At 56.6% G+C, this 22,103-nt stretch carries 17 protein-coding genes; 6 read left to right on the forward strand and 11 right to left on the reverse strand.

Annotated elements, in window-relative coordinates:
- Window positions 1–4: 4 nt before the first annotated feature.
- On the reverse strand, window positions 5–739 hold the full coding sequence (locus HBA55_RS11425) for an ABC transporter ATP-binding protein (protein WP_166990690.1): 735 nt from the start codon (window positions 737–739) through the stop codon (window positions 5–7).
- A 126-nt stretch (window positions 740–865) separates the two neighbouring features.
- Here HBA55_RS11425 and HBA55_RS11430 point away from each other — a divergent pair, with 126 nt between their 5' ends.
- Window positions 866–1,477: a flavodoxin family protein gene (locus HBA55_RS11430; RefSeq protein ID WP_240946001.1), complete on the forward strand. Its 612-nt coding sequence runs from the start codon at window positions 866–868 to the stop codon at window positions 1,475–1,477.
- A 276-nt stretch (window positions 1,478–1,753) separates the two neighbouring features.
- Here HBA55_RS11430 and HBA55_RS11435 read toward each other — a convergent pair whose 3' ends face one another.
- The 7 genes from HBA55_RS11435 to HBA55_RS11465 all read right to left on the reverse strand — a co-directional run bounded on the left by HBA55_RS11435 (window position 1,754) and on the right by HBA55_RS11465 (window position 12,781).
- Window positions 1,754–2,671 (reverse strand): substrate-binding periplasmic protein, encoded by a 918-nt coding sequence (locus tag HBA55_RS11435; protein ID WP_166990693.1) that lies wholly within the window; start codon window positions 2,669–2,671, stop codon window positions 1,754–1,756.
- A 67-nt stretch (window positions 2,672–2,738) separates the two neighbouring features.
- On the reverse strand, window positions 2,739–5,582 hold the full coding sequence (gene gcvP / locus HBA55_RS11440; RefSeq protein WP_166990696.1) for an aminomethyl-transferring glycine dehydrogenase: 2,844 nt from the start codon (window positions 5,580–5,582) through the stop codon (window positions 2,739–2,741).
- A gap of 109 nt (window positions 5,583–5,691) precedes the next feature.
- Entirely contained in the window at window positions 5,692–6,822 is a 1,131-nt protein-coding gene (gene gcvT / locus HBA55_RS11445; RefSeq protein WP_166990699.1) for a glycine cleavage system aminomethyltransferase GcvT, read from the reverse strand.
- Between the two features lie 177 nt (window positions 6,823–6,999).
- Entirely contained in the window at window positions 7,000–9,957 is a 2,958-nt protein-coding gene (locus tag HBA55_RS11450) for a serine/threonine-protein kinase (RefSeq protein ID WP_166990702.1), read from the reverse strand.
- 167 nt (window positions 9,958–10,124) lie between these two features.
- A complete protein-coding gene (locus tag HBA55_RS11455; protein WP_240946043.1) occupies window positions 10,125–10,925 on the reverse strand; it encodes a PepSY domain-containing protein in 801 nt (266 codons plus the stop codon).
- A complete protein-coding gene (locus HBA55_RS11460) occupies window positions 10,900–11,445 on the reverse strand; it encodes an FMN-binding protein (protein ID WP_166990707.1) in 546 nt (181 codons plus the stop codon). The genes HBA55_RS11455 and HBA55_RS11460 overlap by 26 nt, the downstream gene beginning before the upstream one ends.
- A 118-nt stretch (window positions 11,446–11,563) precedes the next feature.
- Window positions 11,564–12,781, reverse strand: coding sequence for a porin (locus tag HBA55_RS11465; protein ID WP_166990710.1), 1,218 nt, complete (start codon window positions 12,779–12,781; stop codon window positions 11,564–11,566).
- 219 nt (window positions 12,782–13,000) lie between these two features.
- On the opposite strand from HBA55_RS11465, the gene HBA55_RS11470 reads away from it, so the two are divergent.
- Together HBA55_RS11470 and HBA55_RS11475 are read left to right on the forward strand one after the other, a co-directional pair.
- Entirely contained in the window at window positions 13,001–14,680 is a 1,680-nt protein-coding gene (locus tag HBA55_RS11470) for a caspase family protein (protein WP_166990712.1), read from the forward strand.
- Window positions 14,652–15,926 carry an autotransporter outer membrane beta-barrel domain-containing protein gene (locus tag HBA55_RS11475; protein ID WP_166990715.1) on the forward strand — a complete coding sequence of 425 codons (1,275 nt, stop codon included), beginning with the start codon at window positions 14,652–14,654 and terminating at the stop codon, window positions 15,924–15,926. Before HBA55_RS11470 ends, HBA55_RS11475 begins: the two co-directional genes overlap by 29 nt.
- A gap of 12 nt (window positions 15,927–15,938) precedes the next feature.
- Here HBA55_RS11475 and HBA55_RS11480 read toward each other — a convergent pair whose 3' ends face one another.
- Window positions 15,939–16,553: an OmpA family protein gene (locus HBA55_RS11480; RefSeq protein ID WP_166990718.1), complete on the reverse strand. Its 615-nt coding sequence runs from the start codon at window positions 16,551–16,553 to the stop codon at window positions 15,939–15,941.
- Between the two features lie 105 nt (window positions 16,554–16,658).
- Window positions 16,659–16,982, reverse strand: coding sequence for a Grx4 family monothiol glutaredoxin (gene grxD, locus HBA55_RS11485; RefSeq protein WP_166990721.1), 324 nt, complete (start codon window positions 16,980–16,982; stop codon window positions 16,659–16,661).
- Window positions 16,983–17,337: 355 nt separating this feature from the next.
- Here grxD and HBA55_RS11490 point away from each other — a divergent pair, with 355 nt between their 5' ends.
- The 3 genes from HBA55_RS11490 to HBA55_RS11500 all read left to right on the forward strand — a co-directional run bounded on the left by HBA55_RS11490 (window position 17,338) and on the right by HBA55_RS11500 (window position 20,610).
- Window positions 17,338–18,501: an acetylornithine transaminase gene (locus tag HBA55_RS11490; protein WP_166990724.1), complete on the forward strand. Its 1,164-nt coding sequence runs from the start codon at window positions 17,338–17,340 to the stop codon at window positions 18,499–18,501.
- Window positions 18,502–18,572: 71 nt separating this feature from the next.
- Window positions 18,573–19,484, forward strand: a complete 912-nt coding sequence (gene argF / locus HBA55_RS11495; protein WP_166990726.1) for an ornithine carbamoyltransferase — start codon at window positions 18,573–18,575, stop codon at window positions 19,482–19,484.
- Between the two features lie 61 nt (window positions 19,485–19,545).
- Complete coding sequence (locus tag HBA55_RS11500; protein WP_166990729.1) at window positions 19,546–20,610, forward strand: ABC transporter ATP-binding protein; 1,065 nt, start codon at window positions 19,546–19,548, stop codon at window positions 20,608–20,610.
- A 9-nt stretch (window positions 20,611–20,619) separates the two neighbouring features.
- On the opposite strand, the gene HBA55_RS11505 is transcribed toward HBA55_RS11500, so the two are convergent.
- Window positions 20,620–22,062: a C1 family peptidase gene (locus HBA55_RS11505; RefSeq protein WP_166990732.1), complete on the reverse strand. Its 1,443-nt coding sequence runs from the start codon at window positions 22,060–22,062 to the stop codon at window positions 20,620–20,622.
- Between the last annotated feature and the right edge of the window lie 41 nt (window positions 22,063–22,103).

Consider the following 22,103-nt stretch of genomic DNA (forward strand, 5'->3'; position numbering starts at 1 on the left):
ATGGTCACCAGGCGAACTCCCCCTCCCGTTCGAACAGCTTTCCCTGCTCCAGCGTCAATACCCGTTCAGCACTGCGAGCTACGGCCAGACTGTGTGTCACCATCACCAGCAACCCGTGTTGTTGACTGACCAGTGAATGCATAAGCGCCAACATGGATCGACCGCTGTCTTCGTCCAGATTACCCGTGGGCTCATCGGCCAATACCAGTTTGGGGCGATGCACTAACGCCCGCGCAATGGCTATGCGCTGCTGCTCACCGCCGGAGAGCTGGTCCGGGTAGCTGCCGCCCCGATCCGACAAACCGATATCATCCAGCATGGTTGCGGTACGCCGCTTCAACTCACCACCGCGCACATCATTAAGTTCCAGCACCAGGGCAATGTTCTCAAAGGCGGTTAATGTCGGTATCAGCAAGAAGGATTGATAAATAAACCCCACCTGGCGGCGGCGAAAATCCGTGCGTTCGCTGTCGGTGAGATGCGACTGATGGCGGCCATTAACCAAGACCTCGCCGGCATCAGGTTGATCAATGCCCGCGAGCAGGTTTAACAGGGTGGATTTACCGGAGCCACTGCGACCCAACAGGGCAACTGTCTGGCCGGCCTGTGCCTGAAAATCCAGACCATTAAGTACGGAGCGGCGCACACGACCTTGGCCGTAGGACTTTTCAAGCCTTCGAAGCTCGATCTGGAAGGCGGGCTCCGTATTGCTGGGCTGAGGATCTTCCGCTGTTGTCATATTCCCAAACGATTTACCCGATTCCGCGTAGCCTGTTAACACTCTGCTGCCAATCTATTGAGTGTAGTTGAGCCAGCGAAAACAAAGATGAAATCGGCGCTTTACCTTAACCATGGTTGAGGTTTTATGCTGCATACCCACAGCAGCCAGCTGATCTTCAATCACAACCAGGGATACCGCATGACAACTATTGCCGTTATTTACCACTCCGTCACCGGAACCACCCAGCAATTGGCCGAGGCAATCGCCGAAGGTGTTAACGACACGAACACCGCCAGTGCATTGATGCTGTCGATTTCAGGCAAAGACATTGTCGATGGCCGTTTTGTGAACCACGAATTGCTGGCGCAAATTGACTCTGTGGATGGGGTGGCATTTGGCTCTCCCACCTATATGGGCTGCGTTTCCGCACAATTTAAAGCCTTCGCCGATGCCACCGGTGAAATCTGGTGCGACCAGGTTTGGGCCAACAAAGTCGCAGCCGGCTTCACCATCGGATCGAATTACAGCGGCGATCAGCTCAATACGATCCAGTACCTCAACACATTTGCCAACCAGCATGGCATGCTGTGGGTAGGGCTGGATATCCCCGGCGGCTACGACCCGCAAGGCAGAAACCGGCTCGGCGCCCAATGCGGCGTGATCGCGCAAACCACTGACACCAACGTGCATGAAACCGATCTGGCCACCGCCAGACATCTGGGCAAACGGGTTGCCAGCCTTGCCCGCGCGGTGTGATCTAGGGATCTAGTACTCCTTCAAGGTGATATTGCCTAGTGCAGTCAAAATCTAAGCGGCCCAGTGCTAGGCGTTTCCTCGAAGGCATAGTGGTTCTACGTCGAGAGGGAACAACAACGCAATGGGCCGCTTAGATTTTGACCCGAAGGGCGCCAATCAGGGCGTCTTCTGCTGTGTTGCACTGGCTTGACATAGCCCCACTATGCCTTCGCCAGCGCGCCTTGCAGAAAACGCCCTGATTGGCGCTGCATTAGGCAATATCACCTTGAAGGAGTACTAGTTACCGGCGTATTCGGAGGCGACGACATGAGGATCCAGCCACAGCTCGGAACGCCGCAGCGGGGTCTTGTCCGTCAAATAGGGATTTTGTAAGGAGAAGACCCGCCGCTTGTGCATACGCGCCCGAGCCAGAATATCGCCATAATGACGAAAGAAAAGCTGTTCGTATTCACCGGTTTTTATCAATGTTTCGAGTCCGTTCTCAATGCTGACAGCCAAGACATTATTGCTTCGATTAACGTAGAAGTAATAGGCTGAGGGATAGTGGATCAATGCATGTTCATCGATATGGAACCCCATGCCCGTGCGATCTTCGTATTCATGCCAGACTTCCATAATTGAGCGGGGAAAGTAGTCGAAGCGTCCCCCCTTGAGCATGCGATAAAGAGAATCCGTTGAAGTGCCTTTTTCAACCTTGATGCCGTTAAATCCAAGAATACGGGTATCTGTCCAGGCATGGACTTGTCCGGGCACAAGCTGCTTCAACTGTTCAAGCGTTGTTATGCCGCTGAACATGTCTTGGCTATCGCGCTTCACGACGGCAATACGCCAGCCGATCATGCCTCTGTAGATGGGAATTCGAACGGGCAACAACCTTGTCTCCCGCTCGCGAGTCGCGCTGCCCCAGAGAACGTCGATTTCCCTGTTTTGGTTGAGCAGGCGAAAATCCCGACCACGCGGGAGACGAACCCCATGGGGTTTGGGTTTGTACTGCCCTCCGTCGGCCTTTAATGCCAGCGTTAATAACTCCAGGGCAAACTCGACTCGGTGCTCTCCCGAGTAGACAACTGGAATCGCCTCAGCCGCTGCCACGGACCGGATTGCCAACGAAAAAATAAGCAGCAACCATGCCCAGGGAATCAGCACCACTCTGGCATGTTGGTTCCAGTTACAAGAAACATTGCAGAGGGTCATTGAGGGCCATACCTGTCGAAATAGAGTGGCATGACCTCAAGATAGCACTAAATAACCAAAATCAGAATCAAGACTCCATATAGGCCTCAATCGGCGCACAGCTGCACGCCAGGTTGCGGTCACCGTAGACATTGTCAATACGACCCACGGGTGGCCAGTACTTGTTCTGCCGCAGGCTTTCCAGCGGGAAGCCACCTTGTGAGCGAGGATAGGGTTTGTCCCACTCATCGGCGGAAACCATCTCCACAGTATGCGGCGCGCTGACCAGAGGACTGTCCGCCAGCTGCACCTCACCACTGCGAACCGCCTGAATCTCTTCGCCGATTTTCAACAGGGCATCGCAAAACCGATCCAACTCATACAGGCTTTCGCTTTCGGTGGGTTCGATCATCAGGGTACCCGCTACCGGGAAGCTCATGGTCGGCGCATGGAAGCCGTAGTCGATCAGACGCTTGGCCACATCTTCCACGTCCACACCGGTTTCTTCTTTAATGGGGCGCAGATCCACAATGCATTCGTGGGCCACCAGCCCGGCGTTACCGGTGTAGAGAATCGGGTAAGCGGCAGACAAACGCTTGGCCACGTAGTTGGCATTAAGAATAGCCAGCTCCGTGGCGGATTGCAGTCCGGCAGCCCCCATCATGGTGATGTACATCCAGGTGATGGGCAGAATGCTGGCGCTTCCCAGCTGCGCAGCGGAAACGGCGTGCGTGGGATTGTCCAACTGTGCGTGGCCAGGCAGGTAGGGTGCCAGGTGAGACTTCACTGCCACCGGGCCCACACCGGGACCTCCTCCTCCATGAGGAATACAGAAGGTTTTGTGCAGGTTCAGGTGTGACACATCGCCACCAAACTTGCCGGGCTTGCACAGGCCCACCATAGCGTTAAAGTTGGCGCCATCCACATACACCTGACCGCCGTGGCTGTGGATCAGTTCGCAGATCTCGCGAACGTTTTCCTCAAACACACCATGGGTGGACGGATAGGTGATCATGATTGCCGCCAGGTTGTCGCTGTGCAGTTCGGTTTTGGCCTTGAGATCGGCCATGTCCACTTCACCGTTGCTGTCACAGGCAGTGACCACCACTTTCATACCACACATTTGTGCGGAAGCGGGGTTGGTACCGTGAGCAGAACTTGGGATCAGGCAGATGTTGCGATGACCTTCACCACGGGATTCATGGTAACCACGAATGGCCAGCAGGCCGGCGTATTCCCCTTGGGAGCCGGCATTGGGCTGGAATGAAATATCATCGTAGCCGGTGGCTTCACACAGCATCCGATTCAATTCGCGATCCAACTGGCGATAACCCTCGGCCTGTTCGGTCGGTACAAACGGATGCATGCTGGAAAACTCCGGCCAGGTTACCGGGATCATTTCCGCTGTGGCGTTAAGTTTCATGGTGCAGGAACCGAGTGGGATCATGGCACGGTCCAGCGCCAGATCCTTGTCCGCCAATCCCCGCAAGTAGCGCAACATTTCGGTCTCGGAATGATAACTGCTGAATACCGGATGGGTCAGGTAATCGCTGTTGCGCAACAGCTCGGCGGGAATCACCGGCTCTTGTTCAGCGCCACTGATCTGCTCGACGCCAAACGCAGACAAAATCGCCTGCAGGTCTTCGGCTTCGACGGTTTCGTCCAGAGAGACGCCCACGCGGCTGTCGTCGATAACGCGCAGGTTAATGCCGTTGGACAGAGCGCGAGCGTGAATGTCCGCCGTTTTGTCGCCGGTGTTAACTGTCAGGGTGTCGAACCAGCTGTTGTTTTCCAGAGTCAGTCCGGCCGCTTGCAGTTCACCCGCCAAGGTACTGGTTTTGGCATGAATGGATTCGGCCATGGCCTTCAAACCTTCAGGGCCATGATAGACCGCGTACATGCTGGCCATCACTGCCAACAATACCTGAGCGGTACAGATATTGGAGGTCGCCTTTTCGCGGCGAATATGCTGCTCTCGTGTTTGCAGGGCCAGGCGCAGAGCCTCATTGCCCTGACTGTCTACAGAGCGGCCGACCAGACGCCCGGGCAAGGAACGCTTGTACTTCTCGCGAGTGGCCATGTAAGCAGCGTGCGGACCACCATAACCCAGGGGTACACCAAAGCGTTGAGTGGAACCAATGGCAACATCGGCGCCCAACTCGGCAGGAGACGCCAGCAGGGTCAGAGCGAGAATGTCGGCCGCCATGGCCACCAATCCTTTACCGGCGTGCACCGCGTCAATCACGTCGCGGTAATCATTGATCTGACCACTGGCGCCCGGGTATTGCAGCAACACACCAAAGACATCGTCAGCCTGAAGGTCACTGCTCGGGTTCCCAATAATGACATTGATATCCAGCGGCTCTGCACGGGTCTGTATGACATCAATGGTTTGGGGCAGACAGTCCTGGTCCACAAAAAAGTTCAGGGACTTGGATTTGGACATACGCTGACACAGTGTCATGGCTTCGGCAGCCGCCGTGGCTTCGTCCAACATGGAGGCGTTGGCCAGTTCCATACCGGTAAGGTCGCAAACCATGGTCTGATAGTTCAGCAGTGCTTCCAGGCGCCCCTGAGAAATTTCCGGCTGATAAGGCGTATAAGCCGTATACCAGGCGGGATTCTCCATCACGTTGCGCAGAATCACGTTGGGCGTATGCGTGTTGTAGTAACCCTGGCCGATGAAAGAGCGCAGCACCTGATTACCTTCTGCCAGCGCCTTGAGTTTTTTCAGAGCCTGAATTTCACTCAACCCATCCTCAAGCGCCAGTGCTTCCGGCAGCCGAATATTGTCGGGAATCACATCGCCGATAAAATCGGACAACGTGTTGTAACCCAGAGTATTCAGCATCTGCTGTTGATCGGTACTGGCCGGGCCAATGTGGCGAGGTACAAAAGAGTGGCGTGAATCGAAACCGGTATTGTTGGTCATGGCGAATCTCGAATGTGTGTCAGTTTGGATCTGGCTTTTTGGATCTTTAAATCAGCAAAGACGCGCGCGACGCGCATCTTTCTTTATCAGCTTGCCGCAGTGTAGCTGATCAGCCGCGGAAGTAGTTTTGTGGAACGAAGGGCGTCCTGGCGACAGTCATGGCTCTTGGCTTGCCACGCACCAGCGCAAATACCTGTGTGTCGACGGCCGCAAACTCTGCTTTCACATAACCCATCGCCACAGGTGCATTGAGGCTGGGCGCAAAACCACCACTGGTGACACGGCCAATCAGATTACCTTCGGCGTCGACGATGTCGGCATCTTCACGCACCGGCGCCTTGCCGTCGACCAGAAATCCAACTCTCTTTTCGCTGGCGCCTTCGGTCTGCTTGGCGAAAATGGCATCGGCACCGATAAACCCGCCGGCTCTTTGACCGGCGCGACGGCGCTCTTTGCTCACCGCCCACATCAAGGTTGCCTCAACGGGCGAACGGGCATCATCCATATCGTGGCCATAGAGACAGAGGCCGGCTTCCAGGCGCAATGAATCGCGGGCACCCAGACCAATCCACTTGACCTTGGGTGACGTCAGCAGACATTTGGCCAGGGTTTCTGCACTGGCCGCCGGAACGGAAATTTCGAAGCCATCCTCACCGGTATATCCGGAGCGGGTCACATAACAGTCCACGTGATTGATGGACAGGTGCTTGCCGGTCATAAACACCAGGGCGGCAGTATCGCTGTTAAGGACACTCAGCACCTCAGCGGCGGCTGGTCCCTGCAGGGCCAATAACGCTCGGTCCTCCAGCAGCTCCAACGTGCTGGCGTCGGACAGATTGGCCTGGAAGTGGGCGATATCCTTTTCCTTGCAGGCAGCATTAAAGACCATAAAGTAGGTTTGCTCATCCCAGCAGGTCACAATCAGGTCATCAATGATGCCGCCATCGGCATTGGGCAGAAATGTGTATACGGAATGGCCTGGCGCCAGCGCATCCAGATCCAGCGGCAGCATTTTTTCAAGGTCGGTTTTGGCGCCGGCGCCCTTGACCAGGGCCTGCCCCATATGGGAAACATCGAACAGGCCCGCCTCTGCACGAGTGTGCAGGTGCTCGGTCTTGATGCCGTCGGGGTAGGTGACCGGCATGTCATAGCCGGCAAAGGGCACCATTTTGGCACCGGCGTCTACATGCATGGCGTGCAGCGGGGTCTTGAGCAATTCTGTGGTCGTCGATGTGGTCATGGGAACCTGCCTCCGGAAACATATCGGGGGCGACTACGACAGTATTTACCGCCAAAAAAGACGCCCGGCCATCAAAAAGCAGCCATCATAAGCATCATCGGCCAATGATAAAAATTAATACTAATTATTTGGCGATTAAAATTCCTAATGACAAGCCCCTACGCTTCAGAAGAGACACTAGAGGCCCGCAGTATTCTTGACCTGAAAAGCCGCCGAAATCAGACGTTTATTCTCCAACAACAGATCGATGTGGTAACCACCGTCCACAAAGCCCACAGCCGGCCCCTCAATACGGAAGAACTGCACCCCTGACTGGCCGATGACAATAACCGGCACTTGGGCAATCTGCATCTGATGGGCACCGTCAAAGAGGATAGCCTGCACCACCGTGGTGGCGGATTCAAAATTGTTGAATTCGAAGCCCACGTGGATGGTTCGGTCCACCTCCAGGGCCGCCGGTTGGTCTCCGTTGACACTGGAGAGCTGGGTATTGCTGATCAGTACACGGGAGATTCTGGGTTTACTGTCGACGATCGCCTGTTCATTGCGCTGCTTCAGTTCCTGCAGGCGAGCACTGTCGGGAAAGTACACCATTGCGCGGGCGATATTACCGCGCGCCCTGTCAAAGTCTTTGTCTGCGATTGCCTGCTCCACTTCACTTGCCAGGCGATCTTCCATCGCCGCCAGGCCATTGAGTGCCATCTCATTCTCGGGATCCAGGCGCAGAATTTTCTGGAGCGTGGCGCGCAGACTGCTGCCGTTGGGCTCCAGAATCTGGCCTGCGTCCCGCTGCTGCTGGGCCTGCTGCAACAAGGCCTGGAGCTTGCCCTGACGCTCAACACGGCCCTGGAGGCGGGTCAAGGCGGGGTGGCCCGGTTCAATCTGCAGAGCACGCTTGATCAGCGATTGGGCCTGATCCCACTCTTCGCGACTAATGTGGGACTGCACCATGGAGCGATAGCGGTCCAACACATCCTTGATACCCTGGCGCGCCTCGCGGTTTTTGGGGTCTACCTTCAACACCTGCCGGAAGGATTCCAGGGCATTGGCGCCGGCCGGTGTCGTCAGGGCATTGGCCTGCAGATAGGATCTGCCCTGCTCCAACCCCTTTTCTACCGATTCGAGTTTTTCCAGCTTGCGAACCAATGGTTGAAAACGAATGTTACTGGCGGCATTGGGGAACACCTGCCGGCCAAGCTGCATATATTCACGAGCCTGATCCAGGTCCCTCTGCTCCAGACCATCCTGAACACGCCCGGCAATAAAATCTCTGATTCTTTGCAAGCCGGACTTGGCCTCTTGGTCGTCAGGGTTTTGGGACATCAACAGGCGATAGATTTCTGCAGCACCAATGGCCATGTGCGGCTCGCTGTGCATACGGGAGTAGAGTTCATCGGCGCGCTGCAGCTGGCGCAGACGTTCCTGGGAATTGCCATTGGTCGCTACCGTCACTTGCTGCGCCGGCGGAGCTGCGGCCACGGGCGCCTTCGGTGCCGGCGCCGTCAATTCGGGTTGCGCCGCGACAGGCGCCGCGGGCTGAGTTGTCGCCGCCGGTTGTGCCTGTGGCAGGGTTGTCTTTGCAACAGGTTGCGGATTGGCCGCCGGTGCCGGGGATTGCACTACCGCAGCCGGCTGTGGCTCGGGAGCGGCAGGAGTCGTTTTAACGGCCAGGGTTGGTTGCGGAGCGGCTACCTGTGGTGCGGTGGTTGTGGTCGCTGGCTGAGGTGCCGGGGAGGTCGCTACTGGCGCTACCGCCGGCTGGCTGCCGGGCTGATTCTTGGATAACGCCTTATCCACCAGTGCGAACAAATCTTCGATATCGGCCACCCGCTGGGCCGCCGGTAGCTGCTGCTGATAATAAACCCCATAGGCGACCGCACAGGCGACCGCCAGACTCAGCAACCAGGGCCATAGAGAATGGCGCTGGGCAACCGGCGCTTCGGCATGGGTCGCACCTGCGGAAGGTATGCGGTTGGCGACCGCATGAGCCCCAGGCACTGCGACCGTCGCTGCCTGGGCATCGGCTTGCGCCGACCCAGGGGGAGGTGTTGCTGCTATCGGTGGAGCCGTAGCAACATTGCCGGTATCCGGGCCGGTTTCTGCCGCTCCCACACGCGCTGACGGCGTATTTTGAAAGTTGGCGGTATTCGCTCCCGCTGCCATAGTGGCGGCGAGTGTTTCCATCACGGTGTCGTCAATGCCACTGACTGTGGGAGCCGATGCATCGCTGAGATCAGTCACACTGGTCATAGTAGCGCCCATTACCGTCGGGGCATCGGCATCAGACTGCATCACTGCCCTGGCCTGTTGCTGCTGCAGACGCTCATCGATCTTGTCGATCTCTTCCTTCGGCAGTGCATCCAGGGCGGCAATAAACTCTTCTCCAGTCTGGAATCGATGTGCCGGGTCCTTGGACAGTACTCTGTTGATAATGGGCTGGAACAGCTGCACATGCGCTGGCAGCATGGGGATGGGTTCGGCCACATGTTTGATGCCAATAGCCACGGCAGATTCGGCGTCAAAGGGAATATGGCCAGCCAACAACAGGAACAGCACAATGCCCAAGCTATAAACGTCAGAACGCTGGTCAACAGCCTGCCCACGGGCCTGCTCCGGACTCATATAGTGTGGCGTGCCAATCGCAGTGCCCGTTTGGGTCATGCTGGAGGCAACGTCCTGGGGCCGCGCGATACCGAAGTCCATCAATACCGCACGACCGTCTTCCTCATGCAGCATGATGTTTTCGGGTTTGACGTCCCGGTGGACGATGCCTTTTTTGCCGGCGTAACTCAGTGCCCGCCCAACATCCCGGATCACCTCGAGACGTCGCTTAAGGCTGAGCCCGTGGCGGGCTTTTTTCAGGTCGTCACCAGGTATGTACTCCATGGAGAGAAAGTGGGAATCACCCACCACCCCCACGTCATAGACAGTAACGATATTGGGATGAACCAGGCGGCTGACGATTTTGGCCTCACGGATAAAGCGCTCACTGAAACTGCTGTCGGGCGCCAGATGCAGGGACATGACCTTGATTGCCACTTCCCGCTCAAAGCTCTCCTGTATGGCCAGATAGACCTCCGCCATCCCCCCTTTGCCCAGGGTTCGCAGGATTCTATAGCCGGGAATATCAATCATTTAGGTATTATCGTTTTGTCAGCCGGAAGTCTTTTATGCCGTTATCTTGGGGCTGAGTCAATCGTTGAGGGACGCTGAAGCGGCCTAATTACACCGCATAGATGACAATCGTACGAATTGCGACCAACATCATCCTTGATCTCATGCCAATTGGCTCCATTTGCCTGTCAGCGGTCGCGCTTTGGACCTCGATACCACAGCCAAAAGCCGCTAAACGCCAGGAACACTAACAGGATAGCCGCTGCATCCACAATCAGCACGCCGCCCGTTCCAAAAATTCGACCGCTGTGCAGATCCAACAGGACTCGCTCCCAGGATAACGGGCTGCCAATCTGTTCGCTCAGCAGCCGAGCGCGAATGTCTGCAGGTAATGGCGACTCCGCACCAGGCTGGGGCAACAATTGCTGTGCAGCCAATGGCGTCCACACCAATTGTTGAAAGTCAGCCTGCAGCCAGCTTTGGCCGGATTGTACACAGAGAGACTCGCCACAGGTGCCAATGGCAGAAAGCGGCACCGGCAGCCCGTAGGTGGCTCCCAGCCGTTCGACCACTTCGCCATCGTCAGTCAGCAGCAACAGCTCTTGCTCGCAGGCAGCAACAAGCAGGCCTTCATTGAGCGCCCCCCCGACCAGGCGACCATTGCAATAGGCCACCTGATGAGCATCCATATAAAGGTAATTACTATCGTCGCCGCTCAGCCAGTGGCCATTGACCTTATAACTGCGCAGGCTGGGCAACTCAACACCGTAATGCTCCAGCAACCAGGCCTGCCTGACCGATGCCTTGCCCAGCTGCAGTTCACTGGTGTGATTCAGTGCGATACCGGTTATGGCAACCAACAATACGATCAGCGCTGCGGCCAAGCCCGCGCGCTTGTGCCAGCGCCAGAAAAAAGGCCGCAGCCGGTTGCGGCGGATTTTTCTGGCCAGGTGTACCTTGGGATCAGGGGCTGGCTGGTGTACGTTCATGCTCGGCAAATGGGGTCAGCTGGTGACAAAAAAGCGCCAGTGTAGCGATTTTCTTCATGGCTCGCACGGACAGGGTTGCACCGGTAATGCCGTCAACATGCCCGTCGAGCTTTGGCGGCGACTCCGTTCGCAGGGCAACCCCTTTGAATTGATCGGTAAAAAACGGGTAGCGTACTTCACCACCGCGACTCTCCCGATACTCCATGACGGCCATGTCGGCAATGGTGCCCGCGTCCACCGTCACACCAATTGTGATCGGTAACTCTTTACCAATCTCCTCAAAAATCCACACAGTTCGAGAACCCTCACCCCAGTAACGGATGCGGATGCCTCTAAAGCTGTGGTTGAGAATACGCTCGATACTCTGACGCTGATCCTTGGTGATCCACAGGGTCTTCCAGCTCATGTCCTGACCGGGAAACGCTCTTTCATGCAACTGCTCTGCGCTAAGAAAAAGCCCTTTCTGAGCACAGACAAAGGGCGACAATAACAGTGCCAAGACTACAACCAGTTGTTTCAAAACTTCTGCCTCTCGTGTTTCCCGAAACGCACGAAAGGGACATTGCTATCGGCAATGTCCCTTTCAAAGGTATGCGGCGATGACAAAATAGTTGAGGAGCAACTATTTTGTCGCGAGGTTAGTAGGACCAGCCAACACCCAGATTGAAGGCATCGCCTTCATCGCCATCACCAACGGTATCAGTGTAATCGGCTTTCAGGACAACGTTGGGATTCAACCAGTAGTTAACGCCGAAATCGTAGGTCTCAAAGTCTGTGTTCAGTTTGTTACCACGGTCGTACTCGCTGTAGCGGACGAACACACCCAGCTTCTCGGTCAGTTTGTAAGAAGGCTCGACGTACCAGCCGCTGAGGTCGTCAGCACCAGCGATTTCAAAATCATCACCATCAATGTCCCACTCAGCCCACAGTGCGCGGAAACCGAAATTACCGCTGTTGTAGATCGCGTGAGCGGTCAACAGGGTCGCTTCCGCGTCGTCTATGGCAGCACCCTGGGTGATGTCCTGCTGCATTTGAACACCCGCCGCCAGCTCCAATCCTTTTATGCCGGTGTACTTCAGACGGCCGGTGAAGGCCAGATCTTCTGCGATTGCCTCAGCGCTCTTCTGACGACCGCTGCGAATGCGGTAGGCACTGCTGCCGCTGACGGGCACTTCCAGACCACTGTGCACAGCTGCGTTATAGGTCAGGCCAGGTGCCAGCTCACCTTTGAACTGAATACCGGTCTCCCACCAGGTCGCCGGCAGAACTTCACTCTCCACCTTGTTGCGCTCGGTGCCGTAGAAAGTGTCCGGCTCGTGGGTCTCGTTGAGAATGCCCACGGGCACCAGGAATTGACCAAACTGAACGCTGTGATTCTGGGCAAAGTCCCACTCCACATAAGCCTGTTCCAGCTCCACCTCACCGGGCTTGCCGTCACCGGCCAGACTGTGCTCCAGCTCCCACTCCGAGAAGAAGCGCAAAGTGTCGCTGTATTGGTGAGAGATATAAAGCACGTAGCGGTGCGCATCGATCTGATCGTCGGAATCTTCTTTGTGGTTGAAGTGGTGCTCACCGTAGCCACCGACAGCAGTCTTCTCCGCCCATGAAGCCAGCTTGGACAGCTTGCCGCTGGTTGCAGCGCCCTGCTCAACTGCATCGGCAGTGGCAGCAACCATCACTTTGGTTTCCTGGATGTTGTTTTCTGCGCTGTTCAGCTGCGACTTGAGGGACTTGATTTCGGCCTGCTGGGCCTGAATGATTTTCCACATCTCTTCAAGAGAAGGGGCTTTTTCGGCAGCCTGTGCGGCAACCGATGCGAAACTGACGGCCAGCGCCAACGCGGATTTCTTTAACATGGTGTTCTCCTTGACTCCTAATGCAGAACCTCTTTTTGGTTTCAGGTTGAGGCCCTTAGCGTTGTGGCGCGCACCTTATCCTAATTGATAATAATTATCAATAGAAATTGCATTTGCACCTTCTCTTGCAAATGCTTTTGCACCTGCAACCCCCATTTTTTGCTGCACTGACTATACTCAGGACTGACCGCGGGACACGGACTAAACAGGGAGAGCGACGTGTCAGGCAATCGCTATTTAACAGGCCTACTGCTCAGTCTCGTGCTGGTGAGTGGTGCCCCCACCTCCTTCAGTGCCGCTGTGGACGCGCTGCTGCCCGTCGACTGCCTGCTGCCCGGACAGGTGAGACGTCTGGGCAGCATGACCTACCTGAGCAAGCGTCAGGCCCTCAAAACCACCGCTGGCGAATGCGAGCGTCGCGGTGGAGAATATGTGGCCTACGACCGCGCCAACACAGCTTCGACACTGAAAATCTGGTTACCACTGGCCGAACAAGGTGACCCAGGCGCACAGACCTACGTCGGCGAAGCCTACGAAAAAAGCGATCAGGGCCCCGATTACGCCAGTGCCGCCATCTGGTACACCAAGGCAGCGGAGCAGGGTTATGCGCGTGCGGCAGTAAATCTGGGCAATCTGTTTGCCCAGGGGCTGGGGTTCAACAAAGATCCCAAACTCGCTCGCTACTGGTATCAGCAAGCCTCGCAATCGCACACGCCTTCTGTGGAGCAAGCTGAGGAAGCAGCACCCCTCATTGAAATCGTCGAGCCGGAGCTGGTCACCCGAGGTGGCGGTCTGTTTATGCGCAAGCAGCGCAGCCTGAACTCAGGCGAGCTGCTGATTGTGGGCAATGTCAGCAATATGGAGCGGGTTGCAAGGGTGGAAGTCAACGGCCGCCCCGCCAAACTGGTCGGTGGCACTTTGTTTCGAGCACAGATAGACACCAACCAGGCAAAGGTCGACGTCGTTGCATTCGATCCGCACAACAATACCACCAGCCTGAGCTTCCAGCTTGGAGACCGTTCCGCACCGGTTCCTGCAGAACCTCTACCGGCGATACCCTCCCCCCCGGACGATGAGGCCGATAACAAGGGGCGCTACTTTGCGCTGGTGGTGGGCAACAATCGCTACCAATCCTTGCCCCATCTCGACACGGCGATCAATGATGCTGAGGTACTGGCAAAACTGTTGCAGGATCACTATGGGTTTGAGACCGAATTGCTGATCGACACCAATCGTTACGATTTGTTGTCTGCCCTGAACCGACTGAACAAACGATTCCAGCCGGAGGATCATCTACTGATTTATTACGCCGGCCATGGCGAACTTGACCGCATAAACAATCGGGGTCACTGGTTGCCCGTGGATGCGGAGCCCAACAGTTACGCCAACTGGGTTTCCAATATCGCCATTACCGATCTGCTGAACATTATTCCCGTGCGTCGCCTGATGGTGATCGCCGACTCCTGTTACTCCGGCATGATGTCGCGCTCGGCGCTTGGCACCCTGGAGCGGCAGCTGTCTCCCAAAGAACGGGCGCGCCTGTTACTGAGCCTGTCTCAGCGCAAAAGCCGAACGGCGTTGACGTCGGGCGGAGTGGCGCCGGTCATAGACGGGCTCGGCGGAGGGCATTCGGTGTTTGCCGCCCAGCTGCTCAAAGCGCTGCAACAAAACCGCGATACCCTGACGGGATATGAGCTGTTCCGCCAGGTTGCCCCCAAGGTGACGGCCGCTGCCGCCGGCGTCGGCTTTGAGCAAACCCCGGAATACGCGCCCTTGAAGTTCGCCGGTCACGAAGCCGGTGATTTTGTGTTTCGGCGCCGCTCATCACAGAACGACCCTACATCCTCTAACAACAAAGAGAGTTCGAGCCATGTTCAACGATTCACATCAACGGATTAAAGTCGACCAAACACCAAACAGTCCCCTGTCCTGCCTGCTGGTATTGGGTGTTTCACTGGTATTACCGCAAACGGCTACAGCCGCAAATGCGCAATTCCAGGGTTTTCTGTTCGAGGCCTGCCGCGATGCCCGAGGCGATCTGGCCAGACGCTGCGATGAATCCTTTGGCGGCGACCTGTCCGGCGACAGCGAAGACTCTCTCAACCCCACCCAGACGCTCGCCAACAGCACCACGGCGCTGGCGGAGACCCGAGCGCGCATTCAAGCATTGACCGACAAGCTGCAAAAACATCGCGCCAATCAGAAGACGGGGGAATCCAAGGACACCATGGAAGTCTTTCGTATGCGCGGCCTCAGTGTGTTGTTGTTGGCGGAAAGCTCTCGATTAGAGCGCGATGCCAATGAGCTGGAACGGGGCTACGACAGCGATGGATCGCAGCTGCAAGTGGGATTCGATTACCGTATCACCGACGCTTGGTCCGTGGGTGCAATTGTGGGGGCACACCGTTTGGAAACCGATTTTGACGCGGATTCGGCAGGTCGCAATTTCGACCCGGGCAATAGCGAAGGCGATATCGAATCGGACAGCGTCAGCCTCAATCTCTTCACCAGCGTGCAACTGACGGAAAAGCTCTACGCAGAGGCACTGTTGTCCTACAGTTGGTCTGACTACGACCTAGAACGCATTGGTATCTTTCAGGAATCCACCCGCGACCTGACCTTTAACCAGGCGGTTGTCACCCGGGCAAGTACCGACGGCAACCAGATGGGGGCCAGCCTGGGGTTGGGCTACAACCACTACCAGGGCAGCTACGCCTTTAATCTTTACGGTCGTGTAGACTACTTTCGCTCTGAGATCGATGCTTATACCGAAGAGGGAGGCGTCGGCTTTGCGCTGCGGGTGGATGATGATGAATCGGACAACGGTATCGCCAACCTGGGTATCAAGATTGCCCGCAATATCAACACCGATCACGGCGTTTGGGTGCCGCAAATCTACGCAGAGGCGGAACACCGCTTTACCGCGGACCGCGCCGCCACCCGGTCAAGCCTGGTGGAAGACAATAGCAATACGCTGCTCAATCTGAGTGGCGATGACAAGGACAAGTCTCTGTGGCGCGCCGGATTCGATCTGGTGCTGGTGCGCCCCAACGGCTGGAGCGGCTTTCTGCGCATCAGCCGTACCCTGGGTCTGGAGGATGTGGACCAGACCCAGTTTAACTTCGGCCTGCGTATGGAGTTCTGATGCTGACGACTGTTACAGCGGATGAAACTCCACACGGCGATTGAGACCGTCGAAGGGATCTGCCTTGGGCAGCGGTGATGTTTCGCCAAAGCCCTTGGTCATAATACGATCGGGCTCAATATTGAATTTCTGCGTCAGGTATTTGGCCACTTCCTTGGCGCGCCCCTCGGACAGATTCAAGTTGTAGTCCGCCTCACCCGAAGCATCCGCGTGGCCGGTGATCATCAGCTTGACGCCACTGGTCTGCTCCAACACCATCATTTCCCCAATGGCGTCCAGGTACTCTTGGGTTGCCGGCAGAATGCGGGTGGAGTTCACGTCAAAGCTGATATTAAAGCCAACTGCCATGCCCTGCTCCGGTGCTTCTGACTCGTTCATGGTGGAGGTCTGTGGAGCGGAAGCGCCTTGGGCGGGATCGTCACTGAAACGGATACCGCGCAGTTTGAACTTGGGCTTTTTGGCCTGAGTGTGGGGAAACATAATGGACGCCAGGGCCTTGGCATCGGGCTTTTCCTGAATCAGGAAGACCTCTTTGGACAGGCCTTCCTCTACAGTCGCCGCCCCCAGGGGCAAGCTGGCCAGCCCCACCAACAGGGCGCCCAGAACGGCATTTTTTGTTCGAATCATCGTTGCAACTCCCTCTGTTTGTTCTTCACCTGCCATTAAGTCTGACCCTTGCGGCCAATGACCGCAAGGGATAAGACAGGCGTTTGGCACAGAGGAAGGGAGCGATTACTCGGCAGCAGGGGCTGCGGCGTCTATCAGCGGCTTGAGCTCGCCATTTTCGTGCATTTCGGTGACGATATCGCAGCCGCCTACCAACTCACCTTTCACCCACAATTGCGGGAAGGTAGGCCAATTGGCGTATTTGGGAAGGTTTTCGCGGATGTCCGGGTTGGACAGAACGTCAACATAGGCAAAACGCTGGCCGCAGGCCATAACCGCCTGGGAGGTGCGCATGGAAAAACCGCACTGGGGCGCATTGGGAGAACCCTTCATGTACAGAATGATGTCGTTTTCTTCAATCTGCTGTTTGATGGTATCCATGATATCCATAGGAGACGTATTACCTCGCTAACGCTTTACTAATTCACAATTGACGAATATTCACGACCATTGATACGGGCAAAACCTGGAACAGGGCCAAAAACCAAGTATCACAGTCGGGTATTTGACCGGCATTCTACCCCAGATTTCCGCCAGCACCTAACACCGGTCATCAATAACGGGCGCCAGCAGGCAATAGCGGGGCAAAAACCCCATGACTGGCGGGCCACGGGCATTGCCATGACCTGGTTTTGCTTATAGTATCTCCTGCTCTCCAGACCAGGCAGCTCTCCGGCTGCCTGTTTTTGTTTGGGGCCTTACAAATCAATCCATACTCAACGAGGACAAAACAGGAGTTTCAGCCATGGCAACCACAGCCCTGATGAATACCTACGGTGAGCGGCAGCTTACTCTGGTGAAAGGTGAAGGCATGTATTTGTGGGACGACCAGGGCCGACGTTACCTGGACGCCCTCAGCGGTATTGCGGTATGCGGCCTCGGACACAGCCACAAAGGTCTGGCTGATGCTTTGCACACCCAGGCCAGCACCCTGCTGCATATTTCGAATCTCTACAATATCGAACCCCAGCAGCGCCTGGCGGATCTGTTGTGTGAGCAGTCCGGTATGGAAAAGGTTTTTTTCTCCAATTCCGGCGCCGAAGCCAACGAGGCCGCCATCAAGCTGGCACGCAAATATGGCAATGACCGGGGTATCACCAACCCGACGGTGATCACCATGAACGGCAGTTTCCACGGCCGCACCATGGCCACCCTCAGCGCCACCGGCAACCCGAAGGTGAAAGAGGGGTTTGCACCGCTGCTGGAAGGCTTTGTGCATGTGGACTACAACGATATTGAGGCCGTGCGCGCCGCCGCCCAGGACAATGTCGTGGCGGTACTGGTGGAACCGGTTCAAGGCGAGGGCGGTGTCAATGTGCCGGCCGCGGACTACCTCAACCAATTGCGCGAGCTTTGCGACGAAAAAGGCTGGTTGCTGATGCTGGACGAGATCCAGACCGGCAATGGCCGCACCGGCCAGCTGTTTGCCTTCCAGCATAACGGCATTACCCCTGATGTGGTCACTACCGCCAAGGGGCTGGGCAACGGTCTGCCCGTCGGTGCCTGTCTGGCCCGCGGTCAAGCCGCCGAGGTTCTGCAACCGGGCAATCATGGCTCCACCTACGGCGGCAACCCCCTGGTCTGTCAGGGCGCCTGGACAGTGATCAGCACCCTGTTGGATGAAGGCCTGATCGACAACGCGGCCGCCCAGGGCGAGTATTTTCTGTCTCAGCTGGGCCACCGCCTTGGCGACAATGCCAAAGTGGTAAACATCCGAGGCAAGGGCCTGATGATCGGCATCGAGCTTGATCGCCCCTGCGCCGAGCTGGTGGGCAAGGCGACCGACGAAGGTGTGCTGCTGAACGTGACGGCCGGCAATACCATCCGCTTGTTACCGCCGCTCATTATTAACCGTGAGCAGGCCGACGAAGTCATCGACACTGTGTGCAAGCTGGTCGAAGCTGTTTAGGGCAATATTTAGACCAATAGGATTCAACCAGGGCGGCTGCGCAGCCGCCCGACCCTACGGGAGAAAGTACCGTGACTGTAAGACATTTTCTGACTCTGAGAGACCTGACCCCGGCCGAACTGAGCCACATTATCGACCGTGCCATCGAGCTGAAAGCCCTGCACCGCCAGGGGGCCGCCGGTGAGCCTTTCAAGAATAAAGTGCTGGGCATGATCTTTGAAAAATCCTCCACCCGTACCCGGGTTTCCTTCGAGGCCGGTATGGCACAGCTGGGCGGCTCCGCCCTGTTTTTGTCTCCCCGTGACACGCAGCTGGGCCGCGGTGAGCCCATAGAGGACTCCTCAAGAGTACTGTCGCGGATGGTGGACATTATGATGATCCGGACCTTTGAGCACGAAAAGATCGAGCGCTTCGCCCAATTCTCCAAGGTGCCGGTGATTAACGCGCTGACCGACGACTACCACCCCTGCCAGCTGCTGGCGGATATCCAGACTTATGTGGAACACCGCGGCAGCCCCAAGGGCAAAACGGTGGCCTGGGTGGGTGACGGTAACAACATGTGCCACTCTTACATCAATGCGGCTGCCCTGTGTGACTTTAAGTTGAACATTGCCTGTCCCGAGGGCTTTGATCCCAATGCGCAGTTGGTGGCGGAGAATGCTGACCGCGTGTCCGTGACTCGTGACCCGCGCGAAGCCGTTAAGGATGCCGACTGGATTGTGACGGATGTTTGGGCATCCATGGGACAGGAAGAAGAGCAGAAAGAACGCGAGGACAAGTTTGCCGGCTACCAGGTCAACCACGACATGATGACACTGGCCCACAGCGATGCGCTCTTTATGCACTGCCTGCCCGCCCACCGAGGTGAAGAAGTCAGTGCAGAACTGCTGGAAGACGACAGCATTTCTGTTGTTTGGGATGAGGCGGAGAACCGTCTGCACGCGCAGAAGGCACTGATGGAGTTCCTGCTCCTCAATAACTGATCGCTTATATCCAGGGCCGCCAGGGTGCGGCCTCGTTGTTGTCACCAAGAACCGCCAGCCTATGACCGCCGCTGAACACTCCCTGCTGCTAAACCTCGACCACATCCACTGCTCCTATGAAGGTCATACCGTGGTCGAAAATTTACACCTCAATGTCTACAGCGGCGATATCTGCTGCCTGCTGGGCCCCAGCGGCTGCGGTAAAACCACCATCTTGCGTGCTATTGCCGGCTTTCATGATCTGGATGCCGGTAATATCCACCTCGAAGGCCACACCCTCTCCTCCCGTGGCATGACCCTCCCGCCGGAGAAGCGTCGTGTGGGCATGGTGTTTCAAGATTATGCGCTCTTCCCACACCTTAACGTGTGCGACAACATTACCTACGGGCTGCAGCATTTGACACCTCAAGAACGGGAAAACGTTTGCGAGGAAATGCTGAGCCTGGTCAAGCTGCCGGATTTGGGGCACCGTTACCCTCACGAACTGTCGGGCGGCCAGCAACAACGCATCGCTCTGGCCCGGGCACTGGCCCCCAATCCCACCCTGTTACTGATGGATGAGCCCTTTTCCAGTCTGGATGTGGACCTGCGTCGCAGCCTCGCCATCGAAGTACGGGGAATTCTGAAGTCACGAAACATCACGGCCATTATGGTCACCCACGACCAGGAAGAGGCCTTTGCCTTTGCCGACAAGGTTGGTGTCATGAACCATGGCAAGATCCAGCAGTGGGCCCCGCCATTTGATCTCTACCACGAACCGAGCAACCGTTTTGTGGCCAGTTTCGTAGGCCAGGGGGTGTTCCTGCCGGGTCACGTGATCGATAACTCCACTGTCGCCACTGAACTGGGCGAGATCCGGGGCAATCGCTGCTACGATTGGCTGCCCGACAGCCCGGTGGAGGTGCTGCTGCGTCCGGACGATATTGTTCACGACGACACCAGTGTCAAAAGTGCCGTCGTGGTCAGCAAGGTCTTTGCCGGCACCTCAACGCTCTATACCTTGAAACTGCCCACCGGCAGTGAGGTCGTCTCTGCCTTTCCCAGTCATCATGACTACCAGATTGGCGATCGGGTCAGTATCGACATTGAAGCGGATCACCTGATCGCATTTGCCACCGGGGAATAAATCGGCGATTTAGTTCACCTCATACTTGCTGAGGAATTTATCCGTGACGGAAACGGCCTCCATCGACACATAGTAGTTGCCGTTAATCTTCAGCCATTTCTCCGTGAGACAGGCGTGCCCACCGCGCCCCCAACCAATACCCCAGCTGTTGGCCACCAGGGCGCAGTAGCGCCCTTCACTGGCCATAGCATCCGGCAACTTGATCAGGCCCACAAACGTCACGGCATGACCACCCGCATGTTTACGTTTGGCCGGCGGGTCGTTGGCATCCTCTGCCGCGGTGATAAATCCCCGGTTCTCCCACCATTGCAAGGTCAGTTTCAAAGAGGCGATGACCGGACGGTTCTTTAGCAATTCCCCGGGAAGCAGGGCCGGATCTTCCGTGGCCCTCAGCGCACCCGTCTGGGGTCTGGCAGCGGGAACCCCACTGCGATGACAGTTTTTCAAGGGTGTAAAGGTAATATTGCTCGATACCGGCACAGGGATGTAAGGGCACTGATCTTCCAGGAAAGTAAAAGGTGACTGGTGGGTGGCTGCAGAGGTAATTGCCTTGTAGGTGTTAACACCTTCGGGCTCGTTGGCCGAGTTACAGGCCTTGGACTGGCACTTGGGTTTACTGGCCCAATAAAAGTGTTGCTCGGACAGATCACTGAAGATATCGTGCTGCGTCAGCAAGGTCTCCATGGCCCTGACGGAGGCGAAGGCGGAACAGGTGCCACGCTCTGCCTGATTGCGCACCGCCAATGTCATAGCGCCCGGCAGCACATGATATTCCCCACCTTTTAGCTGATGCAGCTGTTTTGGCGCCGCTGCGGATTCCGCCCGGCTGGTTTCGGCGCCAGACGGCAGCTCGAATACTGAGGCCGGGTAGGCTTCCGCCGCCTGCTGGTACTTTTCTTTGTTTTTTTCAAACACCTTGCGGGCCTTGGCCCAACGCTTCAAGGTGTTCTGATACTCTTTGTCCCAGGCCGCCACCGTGCGCTCAAACTCGTCATCCATATCGGTGACGGCATCGTCAAAACCAACGTCATCGCTAAAGAAGCCGTCGTCATCATCCCAGAAGTCATCGTCGCCGGCCGGCTTGCCGGGTTTGACAACTGGCTCGGGGCGGGGCTCAGTTTTTGGGGCAGGCTTCGGAGAGGGCTTTGGAGTGGGCCTGGGTGAAGGCTGAGGTGAGGGCTTGGGAACCGGCGGCTGGATGGTTTTCTTGTGCGGCGGTAAATCCAACCCCATTTCTTCCAGAATCCGTTGTAGAATCTGACGGGTCTGCACGGAATCCTGAGCATCTGCCTGGGGCGTGGTGGCCTGCAATTGCCTGACCTGGGCAACGGCTTCCCCTGCCACAAGCGCACAGAGGCATAGCGCCAAGGTTATGGCAAGACGATACCCCGTGCCTGATGCAGGGCATCGATACGATGGCCTGGAGGGAAAAGAGAGCGATTTAGGCGACATGTTGCGAAATCCTTTTGCGGTTGTGCACTTGGTACGATTGT

It is taken from the genome of Pseudomaricurvus alkylphenolicus, assembly GCF_011683955.1.
Lineage (GTDB): Bacteria > Pseudomonadota > Gammaproteobacteria > Pseudomonadales > Cellvibrionaceae > Pseudomaricurvus > Pseudomaricurvus alkylphenolicus.